Origin of the sequence: Bacillus sp. 007/AIA-02/001 (assembly GCF_004634455.1) — a bacterium.
Taxonomy (GTDB): Bacteria; Bacillota; Bacilli; order Bacillales; family Bacillaceae_G; genus Bacillus_A; species Bacillus_A cereus.
In genome coordinates, this window is sequence record NZ_SEIY01000008.1 from 71,958 (window position 1) to 88,112 (window position 16,155).

A 16,155-nucleotide genomic window follows, 5' to 3' on the forward strand; every position below is an offset into this window, starting at 1 on the left:
GGAATGTAAATGGATTTTTTTGAGACTGTTATAATTATTGTGAATTTTAGTATTCTAGGCTGTATATTGTTTTTTAGTGAGAAAATAAAACAATGGTCTGTCTTCATTCTAACAGTTGCCTTTTGTGTGGTTGTTGTGCAGCTTATCGTAGAAGGGTATCGCTGGCAGATGATTCCTGCTTATTTGTCCCCATTTATTTTAACAAGCTGCTATCTATTTGCTGAATCAAAAAAGAACGTTAAAAGTTGTGGGGCATTCACAGTCAAGACAGCGCTACTGGTCATTTATTTGACTATTGCGGTCATGCTTCCTTCCCTCATGCCGGTAGTTTTATTTGAAAAAACGAGCGGTCCCTTCAAGGTTGGTACTACACTTTATCATTGGATTGATTATAATCGAGAAGAACCTTATATGAAAGATTTGAACGGCCGGCGCGAGCTGATGGTTCAGGTTTGGTATCCTGCAAAAGAAAAAGGAGAGATGAATCGCGCACCTTATATCCATAACTCGGATGAGATTGCCAAGGGGTTGGAAAAATCATTGTCTATTCCAGCATTCGCGTTTCATCATCTAGGCTTGATGAAGTCGAATGCATTCATGGAAGCTCAATTGTCAGATTCAGAGGAACGTTATCCGGTCCTACTCTTTTCCCATGGTTTAAGCGGTTTTCGCAATCAAAACACGTTTGAGGTGGAGGAGTTGGCCAGCCAAGGTTACATCGTCGTAGGAATTGATCATACCTATGATGCTGCAGCTACCGTCTTTCCAGATGGCAGAACCGCTTTTGTACAGTCGATCAATTTAACTGATTTTGCCGAACGAGATCGCCATATCAAATTATGGAAGGAAGATGTTGTTTTTGTACTTAATCAAATAGAGAAGCTTAACCAAAGCGATAAAGATAATCGCTTTACAGGAAGAATGGATACATCCCGAATTGGAATGTTTGGACATTCTTATGGTGGAGCTACAGCTGCGCAAGTGTTAGTGGAAGACTCCCGTGTCAAAGCAGCCATCAATATGGATGGTACATTATATGGGGAAAATGTTCCGAAATCTAGAGTTGGAAAACCGTTTTTGATTATGAATGCAGAGACTAGTGATGATTCCACGGAAGATTTTTTAGAGGGAAAAGTTCGTAGTGACCATGCACTTGCAGGTGGTGGCATGTCAATGGTTATTCCCCATACCAATCATACGAGTTTCACTGATTTTCATTTGTTCTCTCCTTTGTTACGAAGCTTAGATGAAGATCCAAGATACGTTCACCGTATTATAAACGAATTCAGTCTCGCTTTTTTTGATCGATATGTGAAACAGGTAGACGATAGCTCTGCGCTTGAAAAATTGGACTCCAAATACCCAGAAGTGAAATTTAAAGTGAATTAATGACAATGTCTTTTAATATATTTGCTAACAGTTGGGTATATATTTTAATCATCAAGAAAGATTGCCCTCTGTAGCATACAGAGGGCAATCTTTTTTAAATTAATATAAAGGAGTTTTTTTATGTTTAATAGATTGAAGTATTTTCTTTTATCCGAGAAAGAAATAGTTGAAACTGTGAAGAATTACAAGGAGGAAAAAATACATGTTTTCATAATAAAAGATTTTTTAGGGGAGTTAATCTTAATAAGAACTCTTATATTTTTAATGTTTGTTCCAATATCAACTTTTATTTTTTCAGTTGTAATTTTTGGAGCTGTTTTCTTTTTATCCGGTATTAAGATTACCATTTGGGGCATTGCTATAATGTTATTGGTTCCAATAACATTACTTTTCTATATGAATATAACTAATACATCAATTATTATTACTGATTTAGTGAAGAAATTTTTATTAACCATAAAATATCTAAATCCATTTCACTCAATATTAAATAAACCTTGGTTATTTATTTTTGAATTATTATTTGGTTTTTTATATGTCTTCGTGCTATCTTTGTTTTCTATTTGGATAGTATTACATTCATTAGAAATAGGTTTCTCTGAATTTAGTTCAGAGGACAATCGAAGTTTCCAATTTTCAATTATTATTTTGCATACAGCAATTTATTTGTTTATAAGAGTTCATGGCCAGCCTTGTAAGACAACTAAGCAAAAAATTAAAAAACTGAAAATGAAATTTTATTTATGGTTTTGTTCTATGATTGCAAGTATTGTATATATATTTGAATCACTCTTTAATTATATGAATGGAATTCAAGCAATTTATTTTATATTTGTTTTAATGATTGCTTTAGAAAGAACAGTGACACATTATAAGAAATTTATAGATTTTTTAGAATCTGAAAATTTGTATGAAAAATAATTTTAGAGAGAAAAGTCATTTGAAATATAAAAAGTTATACCTACTAAGTACTGAACGAGTAAAAAAACGCTATTCTTTCTCTAGAATCATAGGAAAGGATAGCGTTTTTTATGTCTATTTTTGTATCTGATGAACTACAACTATTTGCTCAAGAAATTCAATGTTATTTATCCCCGAACATCTTAAGAAATCTTGCCAGAGAGTCTGGTTTCGTGCAACGAACCTGTAAATTCCAAACAAAAAGTTTACTCAATTTATGAGTATGTATGGAAAAAGAAAGAGATTCAACAATGCTTTGTTTAATATTAATTTATACAGAAATTCATATTAAACAATATGTAATAATACATTTTATGATAATTTATTAAAATAAAATGTTATATTTTTGGGTGGAATATATAAATGGAGGAAATGTTATGAACAAGAATTTAAAATTTACTCAAATGATGATCGGTATTAGTACGATGGCATTATCATTTGGAAGTATTCAAACACAGGTATCCGCAGAAGAAAAAGCACCCTATAATACGTTACAGATGAAACCGATTGGGACAGAAACTTCAAAAGATGAAATGGCTCATGCTACAAAAGCGGACGAAACATTGAATTTTGAAGAGCGTTTAAAAGTAGGCGATTTTTCACAACGACCTACTTCGGTGATGAAACATGATGAAAGGCAATTAAAGCAAAGCTATACTCTGGCAGAATTGAATAAAATGTCTGATAGTGAATTCATTGATACGCTATCAAGAGTTTCATGGAATCAAATTACAGACTTATTTCAATTCAATCAAGATACGAAAGCTTTTTATCAAAATAAAGAACGTATGAACGTTATCATTGATGAATTAGGACAAAGAGGGACATCTTTTACGAAAGAGGATTCAAAGGGAATTGAAACTTTTGTTGAAGTATTACGTTCTGCTTTTTATGTGGGATATTTTAATAATGAAGTAGGTTACTTAAATGAGAGAAGCTTCCATGACAAATGTTTACCAGCATTAAAAGCTATTGCAAAAAATCCAAACTTTACATTAGGTACAGCTGAGCAAGATAGAGTAGTAGTTGCGTATGGGAAATTAATTAGTAATGCTTCTAGTGATGCTGAAACAGTACAGTATGCGGCAAATATTTTAAAACAGTTTAATGATAACCTTTCTATGTATGCTAATGATTATATGAAAGAACAAGCTGTATATGAAATCGTAAAAGGTATTGATTATGATATACAATCTTATTTGCAGGAAACGAATAAAAAGCCTAATGCAACAATGTGGTATGGAAAGATAGATAACTTTATAAATGAGGTTAGTAGAATTGCTCTCATACGGAATTTAACAACTGAGAATAGTTGGCTAATTAATAATGGGATTTATTATGCAGGACGTTTAGGGAAATTTCATAGCAATCCAAACAAAGGATTGGAAGTTATTACACAAGCGATGAATATGTATCCTCGCCTAAGTGGACCTTATTTTATAGCGGTAGAGCAAATCAAAACAAACTACGGTGGAAAAGATTATGATGGAAATACAGTAGATTTACAGAAAATACGTGAAGAAGGGAAGTTACAATACTTACCTAAAACATATACATTTGATGATGGATCTATTGTTTTTAAGACAGGCGATAAAGTAACAGAAGAGAAAATTAAAAGGTTATATTGGGCAGCCAAAGAAGTAAAGGCACAATATCACCGTGTAATTGGAAATGATAAAGCACTAGAACCAGGTAACGCAGATGATGTGCTGACAATTGTAATTTATAATAATCCAGATGATTATCAATTAAATAGACAATTATATGGATATGAAACGAACAACGGCGGTATTTATATTGAAGAGAAGGGTACTTTCTTTACATATGAGCGTACACCAAAACAGAGTATTTATAGTCTAGAAGAGTTATTCCGTCACGAATTCACTCATTATTTACAAGGAAGATACGAGGTTCCTGGTTTATTTGGGAGTGGAGAACTATATCAAAATGAACGCTTAACTTGGTTCCAAGAAGGGAATGCAGAATTCTTTGCAGGATCTACACGTACAAATAATGTTGTTCCACGTAAAAGTATTATAAGTGGCTTATCATCTGATCCGGCAAGCCGTTATACTGCAAAGCAAACTTTGTTCGCAAAATATGGATCATGGGATTTTTATAATTATTCCTTTGCACTACAGTCTTATCTATATAATCACCACTTTGAAACCTTTGATAAGATTCAGGATTTAATCCGTGCAAACGATGTGAAAAATTATGACGCGTATCGTGAAGCATTAAGTAAAGATGCACAGCTGAATACAGAATATCAAACGTATATGCAGCAGTTGATTGATAATCAAGATAAATACAATGTACCACAAGTAACAAATGATTACTTAATACAACATGCACCTAAGCCGTTAGCTGAAGTGAAGAAAGAAATTGTCGATGTAACTAATATAAAAGATGCAAAAATCACAAAACATGAGTCTCAATTTTTTAACACATTTACTGTAGAAGGCAAGTACATAGGTAGTACATCAAAAGGTGAGTCTGAAGACTGGAAAACAATGAGTAAACAAGTCAATCAAACCTTGGAGCAGTTGTCTCAAACAGGATGGAGCGGCTATAAAACAGTTACAGCCTATTTTGTTAACTATCGCGTGAATGCAGCCAATCAATTTGAATATGATATTGTTTTCCATGGTGTTGCAACAGAGGAAAAAGAAAAAACAATGACTATAGTAAATATGAATGGACCATATAGCGGGATAGTAAATGAAGGAATTCAATTCCATAGTGATGGTACAGAAAGTGAAAATGGAAAAATTATTTCTTATCTATGGAACTTTGGAGATGGTACAACAAGTACAGAAGTCAGCCCTACCCATGTATATGGAGAAAAAGGAGCATATACTGTGGAACTAACAGTGAAAGATAGTAGAGGAAAAGAAAGTAAAGAACAAACAAAAGTTACTGTAAAACAAGATCCGCAAACAGGTGGATCCCTTGAAGAGGAAAAGGTACTCCCGTTTAATAAGCTTGTAAAAGGAAATCTGATTGCTCCTGATCAAACAGATGTTTATACGTTTGATGTTACAGTTCCAAAAGAAGTAGATATTTCTGTGGTAAATGAACAAAACATTGGGATGACATGGGTACTTTATCATGAATCAGACATGCAAAATTACGTAGCTTGTGGTGAAGATGAAGGAAATGCTATAAAGGGAAAATTCGTAGCGAAACCAGGGAAATATTATTTGAATGTGTATAAATTTGATGATAACACTGGTGAATATTCATTATTAATAAAATAAATTTATTTTCAATATGTATATAACGGTTGTTTTTTAGGAGGAGTCTGTCACGATAGGCTTCTCCTATTTTTTACTCTAAAATAAGTTAATAAATTAGGTAATTATCTTTAAAAATAAATCATTATAAACCTAAAATATTCAATTAAAAAATAGAAGAGAGGGAGCTTGCGTCTTAATAAGACTAATATTAGGAGTTATGTCACATTTCGATTAAATAAAATATCGTAAAATCCTCAGAATAAATTTTTTTGCATGTTCATTCATTTAGGGTAATTCTCAACTCTTAAGCTGATGTATGTGGGGGACCGACTCATATACATCAGCTTAAATAATTAGATATTTTATTTATTAAGTTAAGCGAAATTTTATTCGTATAGGAGGAAGGCGCATTTAATTCTTTTTTCGAATGTTATTCATGTTTATCGTATTCCATCGAATGCGCTTGTTACCAAGTGATGTACATAGGAATCATCCAACTTATCACCGGTTACTAGCAACCGATAAAAAATTGGTCCGTAAATGAGATCGATGGATAATTCAATATCAAGGTTTTCTTTCAATTCTCCTCTTTGAATTCCCTTCTCTAGAAGTTGCTTTGCTTGCAGTCGACGGGGCTGGAAACATCGAGTGCGATATTCCTCTTCCAGTTTTAAGTCAACGTTTGATTTTCTCTTTGCAACCAGAAGTTCGTAGTCGCTTAAATGGATTATTCATGTCTATTTTCTTTTTGGGTGTTGCTGTTGGATTCTTTTTCGGAGGATGGAGTGTAGCATTGTGGATCGGAATCGCTTTTCCGACCATAGCGCTGCTTTATTTTGCCACAGAGAAATAGTTCAATAATCAAATTTAAACAGACCGGATTCGCTTGAATGCATATTCATTAATATGTCTGATTTTTATAGATTATTTGCGGTTATTTTGAAGTTTTTACATCACAACCAGATTTTTTGTCTCTATCGCTAAAAGAGGGCAAAACTCACCATATAAAATGTGTCCGAATTCCATTTAGACTATGAAAAAAGAGAGCTTGCGCTAGACAACAAGCCCTCTAAAAAATAACGTAATTGAGATATCTATATATTAACAGTTATTTTCTAACGATTCTATATGTCTTATGTTGAGAAATAAATTATAAGTGGCTTGATAACGCTAAAATGAATTATTGACATAATATTTCGACGATAATATAATAAATCTCGAATTCAAGATAACTTGTAAAGGATTGGTAATTATGAGAGCTTATCTTTAAAGTTATTTGTTATATTATCAAGGGAATTACAGCCAATCACTAAACGTATGAAAAGGATCTAAAAATTTATGGACTTAATGCAACTGAATTTGCAGTGCTTGAGCTACTATACAGTAAAGCTGATCGGCCTATAAAAAAATTGAGGACAAAATATTACTTGTAAGTTTTTGTATCACGTATGCATCAATTATTTCAGAAGGTATTGAATTGGTGACACTAATTTTTCCACAGCATAGAGAGGGGATTCGGCAAATATTTGGTAGTTTGGACTATATTGAGAAAAAATGATAAGTAAACAGTTGAAAAAGTTAGGATATTACGCACAGAAAGTGTAAGTTTTTAGATGTTATTTCTGTTTAGTAATATCCTAATTAAATATAAATTAAATAAATAGGAGGGAAAATTAATAAATAGTAGTAAATGTATTGTAGTACAAAATAAAGAAATTATGTAATTGCAATTAATATAGTAGGAAATAAAGTTGTTATGTTCACGTATACATATCGTCCTTTTCATTATAAATCTTTCATAAAGCGGAGAGTGGGTATCAAGAATGGAGTTACGTCATTTAGAGTATTTTATTCAAGTTTGTAATAATAATAGTTTTACTAAAGCTGCGGAAGTTCTAGGTATTTCACAGCCGACTTTAAGTCAACAAATACGTGTGTTAGAAGGTGAACTTGATACACCTTTGTTTCATCGAGTTGGAAGAGGTATCAAAATGACAGAAGCGGGTAAGCTGCTATTTGATAAAGGAAAATTTATCATGCAACAATTTGATGACGTTTATAATGAAATTTTTGAATTAAAGGGTGTAAAAAGAGGTGTGATTACTATAGGAGGTCTATTAGAGGACCTTACTTATTTAACACCTTATATTATGAAGTTTCAACAACATTATCCCAACATCGTAGTGAAAATTGTAGAATCCGAAGTTGCCGTAAATCAAATCGTTGACAAAAATATTGATTTTGGGATTACACGTAGTGCTCAAATTCCAGACACATTAACAAACACCCTTTTGTATAGTGAAGAGCTCGTCCTTGTCATTCCAAAAAATCATCCTTTGAATGAAAAATCATTTGTTTCTTTTCGAGAATTAGTAGGGCTGAGTAGAATAATGGTTTCATGTAGTTGTCGTGAATCTATTAAAATATATTGTGAGAGTTTAGGGTTATCTTTATCTGAAGCAAATATAGAAACAAAATCTTCTATTTCTCTATTGAGCCTTGTATACAATGGACATGGGGTTGCCATAATACCTTGTTCACTGGTTAACTTTGTTAATAATGATACTTTGAGCATAGTTCGTATTACTGATCCAACACCAAGTCAAGATATTAATCTTATTCACTTTGATGATAAATTTTTAAGTTTTGCTGCACGCATCTTTATGCAGAAGTTAAATGATTCGCAAAAAGTATCAGTGTAATAGAAATAATAATGATTCTAGTGTGAAATTTGAAAAAATCTATAAGTCTTAAGATAAAGCAAATATTAAAGTCAAAGGGCAGTGGCTTTATATGTGTGGTGTGATCGATTTTTGACTTTTACTTAAGGGAAAGGGGTAGGCTTTGCAAGGAGAGAAGGATGTAAAAAACAAATCAAGTTTAAGCTATCAACTCTTTTGTCCTATTAAATAGTAATAGATTCCAATAGAGATATACAATGCTATTTCGAATCTACATATCCTTATTGCAGAAAGAAAACCACCGGCATTATACCGGTGGTTTTGATTTAGAAAGCAAAGCAAGTACAACCAATACCCCATTTAGTTCCATCTTTTCCTATTACGGTATGAGTGTGTTGATGGAGAGGGTTACTGCAACCATGTAACTTGTTATCATGGGCATCGTGAGAAAGTATAGTGTTCGCTAGGTTAGCACCGCCATAACCATAAACGCCCGTCGGTGACCAGTCAGGTGATGCTGGCGGCAATTCAGGTGATAAATTTTTAAATTCATCATTTCCATACACAACCTGTCCGCCCATAATTGTGAGTAATGATTCAAGGTTTTTGATTTCTTCTTCTGGCACAGTAAAGTAGTCAGCAGACAATACAGCAAGATCAGCAAACTGACCTACTGCAAGGGTTCCTTTTTTACCTTCATCACCAGAGAACCACGCACTTCCTTTTGAATATAATTCCAGGGCTACTTTTCTATCCAGTTTATTTTTTTCATCGTATATCGAAAGTCCACCAATGGTTTTTCCGGCAACCATCCAATAAAGAGCGACCCAAGGGTTATAGCTGGAAACTCTAGTTGCATCACTACCGGCGCCAACAGGTATACCAAGGTCTAACATACGATAAATCGGAGGAGTACGCTTTGCAGCTTCCTTTCCGTATAAATCAACAAAGTATTCACCTTGAAAAGCCATGCGGTCTTGGATGGCAATACCGCCATTTAAAGCCTTAACACGTTCCATGCTACGATCTGAGATTGTTTCTGCATGATCAAACCACCATCGTAGACCATTAAAAGGAATTTCACTGTTAACTTCCTCGAATACATTTAAGAAACGTGTGATTGACTCATCATAAGTTGCATGTAAACGGAAGGGCCAACGGTTTTCCACCAATAGAGAAATTACTTTCTTTAAGTCAGCTTCCATCATCGTAGCTAGTTCAGGCCGTGGCATTTGAAATTTTTCAAAATCGGCTGCTGAGAATACTAACATCTCTCCGGCACCATTCATTTTATACTTATCAGTTCCTTGACCTGGAGAAACAATTTTTGCCCATGAAGCAAAGTCTTCATATTCATGATTTGGATTCTGCGTAAATAGATTATAAGCAATACGCAAAGTTAATTGTTCCTTCTCGGCTAAATGTTCAACAACTTTGTAATCATCAGGATAATTTTGGAATCCACCACCTGCGTCAATAGCACTTGTAATACCTAATCTATTTAATTCGCGCATAAAATGGCGAGTTGAATTAATCTGGTCGTCAAAATTAAGTGCTGGTGCTTTACCCAAACTTGAATAAAGAATAGAAGCGTTAGGATTCGCAATTAAAAGGCCCGTTGGATTACCTCGTTTATCCCGCTCAATTAAGCAGCCTGGAGGGTCTGGTGTATCTTTTGTATATCCCAGTGCATGCAGCCCAGCACGATTTACAAGTGCTCTATCGTAAAGATGTAGCACAAATACAGGAGTGTCTTCAGAAACGGCATTAATTTCTTCCAAAGTTGGCAACCGTCTCTCTTTAAATTGAAATTCAGACCAACCTCCAACTACCCTTACCCACTGAGGAGCAGGTGTACGCCTTGCCTGTTCTTTGAGCATTTCTAGAGCAATAAAAAGTGATGGCACGCCTTCCCAACGTAATTCCATATTATAATGCAGACCACCACGAATAACGTGTATATGAGAGTCATTCAGGCCTGGAATAGCTCTCTTTCTTTTAAGGTCTATTTTCTTTGTTTTTTCCGTGGCACTATTAAGAAGCTCATCTCCACCTACTGCAGTGACTAAACCATCAGTTATGGCGATAGCAGATACCTCAGGCTGAGAAGGGTCAAGGGTAGTAATTTTTCCGTTATATAAGATCATATCCGGTAAATTCATGTTCACACCTCGTCTACTTTCTATTATTTTGTAACCATGGATGAAATAATTTACCGAAAATCGGCATGACTACCCATGATAGCAAGGACACTATACATACTGAAACAAAAAAGGCCGACATAATAGGATTCATATGTTTTATAATAGGTCCTATCACTTTAGGAACTAACATGCTAAGAGGCCATACACCCAAAAGGGTAACGATAGACATTTTCCATTTTGGCGGTGGAACTGGCGTTTTCGGAGTAACAAACCAATAAGCCAAACTACTTTCAGTTTTGTAACTCGGATTAGTAACTTGAAATTGTTCTGCCGTTTTTAACAAATCCCGGCGAATGTCTGATTCTTGCCAAGCACGTAGATGCTCATACGTATCAAAGCGAAAAATAACAGTATACTCTCTCGATTCGTTATTTGGGACTATTAGATTTACACCTAAATGCCCTGGGAATTTAGTAGCGGCAGCTTCGATTTCATGTCTCCATGTTTCAAACTGTTTTTCTTTACCTTGTTGAATTTCCCATGTAACAATCGTTGTTACTGGATCAGCAGCATCCATCGTGTTCCCTGTATAAGTCTCTTCGACAGCTACTCCTTCTTGTTTCATATTTTCCTGCTTGGAAGCGCGCCGTGCACCATAGTATATGCGTATTCTACTCCTTGACCATAAGCACCAGTGTGTTCCTTTACAATCTCCATTACAGCATCATAAGTGTCTTTGTGTGCCCAGTCACGTTGGTATTCAAGTAAAACTTGAATTGCTGTCACTGGAATTGCACCAGCTTGTTCTACACGACGCATAGCAGCGTTATGTGCTGTCAGACTAGTACCACCTGAAGCATCATCAACTGCATACACTTCATAGCCAGCTTTCATTGCTTCAAGCACAGGGAATGCAAGGCAAACTTCAGTCCAAAGTGCTGCAAATATTAATTTCTTTCTACCTGTTGCTTTAACTGCTTCAACAAATTTTGGATCTTCCCAAGAGTTCATTGAACTGCGTTCTATAATTTCATGGTTTGGGAATATATCAAGAATTTGTGGCCAAAAATAACCAGAAAAGCTGCGTGTCTCAACTGTAGTAAGAATAGTAGGTACGTTAAAAGTTTTTGCTGATTTAGCAAGTAGCATAACGTTATTAATCAATGTTTGTCTATCAATACTTGCAACTCCAAAAGTCATTTGAGGTTGAAAATCAATCAAAATTAATGCGCTGTTCTCCGGATTTAACAATTCTAAATTACTCATAATAAAACGCTCCTTTTTTAATTGTTTATTGAAAGTGATGTATATTCTGTCAATTGGAGATCTGCTATACTTTTTAATTTAAATTTAGTGCTGATTTAATCAGCACTAAATTCATACTATCTACTTTAAAAAAGGTGATTTAAAGCTATTTCCTTGAGATACATTTATCCCGCATTAACGGGCAGTAAGACCCCCACCTCAAAATTCAGCGGAAGCAAAGAAGTTAGGTGGGGGATCAACTGCCTGTAAAAGCCCGATTGGTTCAACTAATAATCAGTGGGGGATGAACAAAACCCCCACTGATTAAAGTTTCACTTTATGCATTTTGTTTACTAAGATCTCGCTGAGCTCCCCTATAGCTTCCAATTATATTTTGATAGCCTGGAAGATTGCTAGCAAGCAAATTGCCAAAACCTTCGACATCGTTGCGCCAATCGCGTTGTAATTCGCAAGCTACGCTAAACCAGTTCATAAGTTGCACACCACTATGTGCCATACGAGTATTGGCAGCATCTGCAACTTGTTTACTGAAAGTTCCTGAAGCATCCGTAACAGCAAATACTTCATATCCAGCTTTTATAGCGGAAAGTGCCGGGAAAGCAACACAAACGTCCGTAACTACGCCTGCGATGATAAGTTGTTTTTTTCCAGTTTCTTCGATTGCTTTTACAAAATCATCATTATCCCATGCGTTAATTTGTCCAGGTCGAGCTATTTTTGGTGCATGAGGAAAGAGATCAACCAATTCTTGCATTAAAGGTCCATTAGGCCCGTTTTCGAAACTTGTTGTTAAAATAACTGGTAAATCAAAAAACTTAGCAGTATGAGCAAGAGCTAAAACATTGTTCTTGAATTCATCAACACCATAGTCACGTACTAGTCCGGACATAAGACCAGTTTGATGATCTACTAAAAGCACAACAGCATCATCTTTGTTAATACGAGAATAGAGATCAGTCATTATGTATTCCTCCTAAAAATTAAGTAATCGAAGAAATTTTAAACAGTGGAATATTATCCTGAATTTCTTCGTTTGTTACGATTAGTTTGTAACTAAACTGACAGTTACTATGAGTTATAGCAGCATTCACGGAACATGAAGCGCTATACAAATTTATAGTATTTGAAAACTGATTCGTTAATCAATTCTAAATTATCTATAGTTTGTATAGGTGGTAACTATAGTTATTTTCACTATAAAATGAATTGGTTTTACCTATACATTCTATAGATAGAACGATATTGATAGTCACCTACTTTTGTTATTACAATTGAATAGGAGAAATGTTCAGCAAATACTTCGTGATGAAAAAAGTATGAGATGGGGAAGCGTTCCATAAACAGAAAATGAATTCATCGGAACAATAGAGTTTCATACTTAGCGTTCACAATATAAATGTGCATAAATAGGTTATGAGATTCATCCGGATTATTGAAGAAAAGGATATATATTAAAGGAGGTAGGAAAATGGCAAAAATTACTGTAGGAACCGAAAATCAAGCACCAATTGAGATATATTATGAGGATCATGGCATAGGAAAACCAGTTGTACTCATTCATGGTTGGCCGTTAAGTGGTCAATCTTGGGAATATCAAGTTCCCGCTCTTGTTGAGGCTGGATACAGAGTTATAACATATGATCGTCGAGGTTTTGGAAAATCATCTCAGCCGTGGGAAGGGTATGAATATGATACCTTTACTTCTGATTTACATCAATTATTAGAACATTTAGAGCTTCAAAATGTCACACTTGTTGGTTTTTCTATGGGTGGAGGCGAAGTAGCCCGGTATATTAGTACGTATGGAACAGATCGTATTGAAAAGGCTGTTTTTGCTGGAGCAGTTCCTCCATATTTATACAAATCAGAGGATCATCCTGAAGGGGCATTAGATGATACAACAATTGAAGCGTTCAAAAGTGGTGTGATTAATGACCGCCTTGCATTTCTTGATGAATTTACTAAGGGATTTTTCGCAGCTGGTAATCGAACAGATTTAGTTAGTGAGCCATTCCGTTTATATAATTGGGATATTGCAGCCAGTGCATCACCTAAAGGAACACTTGATTGTATTACCGCCTTTAGTAAGACAGATTTTAGAAAAGACTTGGAGAAGTTTAATATACCTACTCTTATTATTCACGGTGATTCTGATGCAACTGTACCATTTGAATATAGTGGGAAATTAACACATGAAGCAATTCCTAATTCTAAAGTAACGTTAATAAAGGGTGGTCCACATGGGCTAAATGCAACGCATGCCAAAGAATTTAATGAAGCACTCCTATTATTTTTAAATGACTGATTACAACTATATAATTGTTAATTGATAAATTATAAACAAGTAAAAAATAAAGCTTTATAAAAGATGCTCTTGGATAAATCCAGGAGCATCTTTTTAAATGGTGATATTGAGATGTTAGGTTGATAAATCTCCATTAATTTTGGATTGAATACTCTTCTTAACAGCTAAAATATATTGATTAGAGTTTTTTAGATTTCTTAGAAGTATTGTTATATTACTATCAAGATAATATTTTGAATAATTCTCAAAACAAAGAAATATACATTTTTTGAGGAAGAAATATCTTGTCAGAAAACAATGAAATCTTATTAATTTTTATAATTGATAGAATTTTTGTGGAAATAATTCTCTTAATATATTAAAATAACATCGTATTATGTCAGATTTTAATTAGGGGAGAGAAATTTTATGTTGAAAAAAATCATTCCAGTTGCTTTAGCATTAAGTACAGTTACTTTTACTAGTGTATTTGCTATGCCTTCAGCCCAAGCAAGTACAGAATCAAACCGCTACATAGATGTACAAATGCTCGGTATTAACGATTTTCATGGGCAACTAGACACTGTAAAAAAAATTAACAATAAAGATGCAGGGGGAATTGAGTACTTAGGGGCTTATTTACGTGATCGTGAAAAACAAAATCCGAATACATTAAAGGTACATGCTGGAGATGTTGTTGGAGCAAGTACTCCTGTTTCAGCATTATTACAAGACGAACCTACGATTGAATTTCTAAATGATTTGAAATTCGATGTTGGAACGATAGGGAATCATGAATTTGATGAAGGTGTTGAAGAAATGAACCGCCTTATTTATGGTGGATACCATGAGAAAACAGGGAATTTTAAAGGAGCAAAATTCCCATATGTTGCTGCAAATTTCTATAATAAATCCACCGGTCGTTTATTTTTACCACCATTCACTATAAAAAAGGTACAAGGAGTTCCTGTTGGATTTATCGGAGTCGTAACAACGGATGTTCCTAACCTTGTTATGCCTACTATGCTAAAGAATGTAGAAATTACAGATGAAGTTGAAGCTATTAACAAATCCGTAAAGCAATTAAAAAAACTAGGCGTTAAATCTATCGTTGTTCTTGCACATAACGGAGGTATAACAGATGGGAACGGCGTAACAAATGGTGATATCGTCCGATTAGCAAATGAGACTGATCCAGAAGTCGATGTTATTTTTGGTGGCCATAGCCACACTTATGTAAATGGAACTGTTAATAATAAACTTGTCGTACAAGCAAATTCATATGGTATGGCTTTTGCTGATGTTGATGTAAAGATTGATCGTAAAACACAAGATATTGTTGAGAAAAAAGCAGAAATTGTTACAACTTATCATGAAGGCATAGAGCCTGATAAAAAAATAAAGAAGAAGATGGAGAAATATCAAGCAAAAATCGCACCTCTTGTTAATGAAGTTGTAGGTAAGTCTATTGCGCCACTAGATCGCAAACTCAATACGGCTGGTGAATCTACTCTTGGAAATTTAGTTGCTGATGCCCAGCGTACAACAATGCAATCCCAAATTGCACTTATGAATCCTGGTGGTATTCGTAATGACTTAGATGCTGGTGATATTACATGGGGAGAGATATATGGTATTCAACCATTCGGAAATCAATTAATAAAAGTAAATTTAACAGGTCAAGACATTCGTGATATTTTAAATCAACAATGGCAAAAAGACATAACAAGAATGCTTCAAATTTCAGGGATCCAATACACTTGGGATGCGAACAAGCCCAATGGAGAAAAAGTAACAAGTATTCGCTTAACAAATGGAGAAGAAATCATTCCTTCTAAAACTTACAGCGTCGTTGCTAACGCATTTCTAGCTTCAGGGGGAGATGGATTTGTATCCTTTAAAAACGGTAAAGATGCTGAAACAGGACCAACTGATTTTGAAGCATTAGTAGATTATATAAAAAAATCAAAAGAACCAATTCAGTCTGTTATTGATGGAAGAATTCAAAAAACAAATTAGGTTTTTGTTAATCTTAAAAACAAATAGATTACCTGTGCACTATACTTTTTCGTGTGCAGGTAATCTATTTTTTTGCGTTTTCGGGCACAGATGCTACTTCAACCCTAGTGTACAAGTAATTTTGAATGTAAGGAATTTGTAAGGGATAGGTAAGGAAAAAGAGATTTTCATTG

10 protein-coding genes and 4 pseudogenes are annotated in these 16,155 nt (G+C 34.4%); 9 read left to right on the forward strand and 5 right to left on the reverse strand.

The annotated features are described in order from the left end of the window. Positions 1–9: 9 nt before the first annotated feature. From ES895_RS16965 to colA, 4 genes and pseudogenes are all read left to right on the forward strand, one after another. A complete protein-coding gene (locus ES895_RS16965; RefSeq protein ID WP_058839164.1) occupies positions 10–1,389 on the forward strand; it encodes an alpha/beta hydrolase family protein in 1,380 nt (459 codons plus the stop codon). Positions 1,390–1,509: 120 nt separating this feature from the next. Further along, entirely contained in the window at positions 1,510–2,310 is an 801-nt protein-coding gene (locus ES895_RS16970; protein ID WP_098375952.1) for a hypothetical protein, read from the forward strand. A gap of 110 nt (positions 2,311–2,420) precedes the next feature. After that, positions 2,421–2,567 (forward strand): annotated as a pseudogene (locus tag ES895_RS16975) (IS4 family transposase); the annotation flags it as partial. Between the two features lie 159 nt (positions 2,568–2,726). Beyond that, a complete protein-coding gene (gene colA, locus ES895_RS16980) occupies positions 2,727–5,609 on the forward strand; it encodes a collagenase ColA (protein ID WP_135238510.1) in 2,883 nt (960 codons plus the stop codon). Positions 5,610–6,028: 419 nt separating this feature from the next. Here the strand turns inward: colA and ES895_RS16985 are convergent. Further along, positions 6,029–6,268, reverse strand: a pseudogene (locus ES895_RS16985) (TetR-like C-terminal domain-containing protein); the annotation flags it as partial. Here ES895_RS16985 and ES895_RS16990 point away from each other — a divergent pair. From ES895_RS16990 to ES895_RS17005, 3 genes and pseudogenes are all read left to right on the forward strand, one after another. Next, positions 6,256–6,441: pseudogene (locus ES895_RS16990) on the forward strand (MFS transporter); the annotation flags it as partial. The pseudogenes ES895_RS16985 and ES895_RS16990 sit on opposite strands and share 13 nt — an antisense overlap. A 389-nt stretch (positions 6,442–6,830) precedes the next feature. Continuing rightward, a pseudogene (locus ES895_RS30115) lies at positions 6,831–7,193 on the forward strand (MarR family transcriptional regulator). A gap of 218 nt (positions 7,194–7,411) precedes the next feature. After that, entirely contained in the window at positions 7,412–8,290 is an 879-nt protein-coding gene (locus ES895_RS17005; protein ID WP_135238511.1) for a LysR family transcriptional regulator, read from the forward strand. Between the two features lie 305 nt (positions 8,291–8,595). Here ES895_RS17005 and ES895_RS17010 read toward each other — a convergent pair whose 3' ends face one another. The 4 genes from ES895_RS17010 to ycaC form a co-directional block, all read right to left on the reverse strand. Beyond that, on the reverse strand, positions 8,596–10,431 hold the full coding sequence (locus tag ES895_RS17010; RefSeq protein WP_135238512.1) for an amidohydrolase: 1,836 nt from the start codon (positions 10,429–10,431) through the stop codon (positions 8,596–8,598). Positions 10,432–10,444: 13 nt separating this feature from the next. After that, the gene (locus ES895_RS17015; protein WP_000806851.1) at positions 10,445–11,038 is read right to left on the reverse strand and encodes an antibiotic biosynthesis monooxygenase; all 594 of its coding nucleotides are present in this window, start codon (positions 11,036–11,038) and stop codon (positions 10,445–10,447) included. Continuing rightward, positions 11,035–11,679, reverse strand: coding sequence for a hydrolase (locus ES895_RS17020; RefSeq protein WP_000067163.1), 645 nt, complete (start codon positions 11,677–11,679; stop codon positions 11,035–11,037). Before ES895_RS17020 ends, ES895_RS17015 begins: the two co-directional genes overlap by 4 nt. A gap of 316 nt (positions 11,680–11,995) precedes the next feature. After that, on the reverse strand, positions 11,996–12,640 hold the full coding sequence (ycaC, locus tag ES895_RS17025) for an isochorismate family cysteine hydrolase YcaC (protein ID WP_000131214.1): 645 nt from the start codon (positions 12,638–12,640) through the stop codon (positions 11,996–11,998). A 507-nt stretch (positions 12,641–13,147) separates the two neighbouring features. On the opposite strand from ycaC, the gene ES895_RS17030 reads away from it, so the two are divergent. Both ES895_RS17030 and ES895_RS17035 read left to right on the forward strand, forming a co-directional pair. After that, the gene (locus ES895_RS17030; RefSeq protein ID WP_097813984.1) at positions 13,148–13,984 is read left to right on the forward strand and encodes a bromoperoxidase; all 837 of its coding nucleotides are present in this window, start codon (positions 13,148–13,150) and stop codon (positions 13,982–13,984) included. A 408-nt stretch (positions 13,985–14,392) separates the two neighbouring features. Then, a complete protein-coding gene (locus ES895_RS17035; RefSeq protein ID WP_000913793.1) occupies positions 14,393–15,982 on the forward strand; it encodes a bifunctional metallophosphatase/5'-nucleotidase in 1,590 nt (529 codons plus the stop codon). The last annotated feature ends 173 nt before the right edge of the window (positions 15,983–16,155 follow it).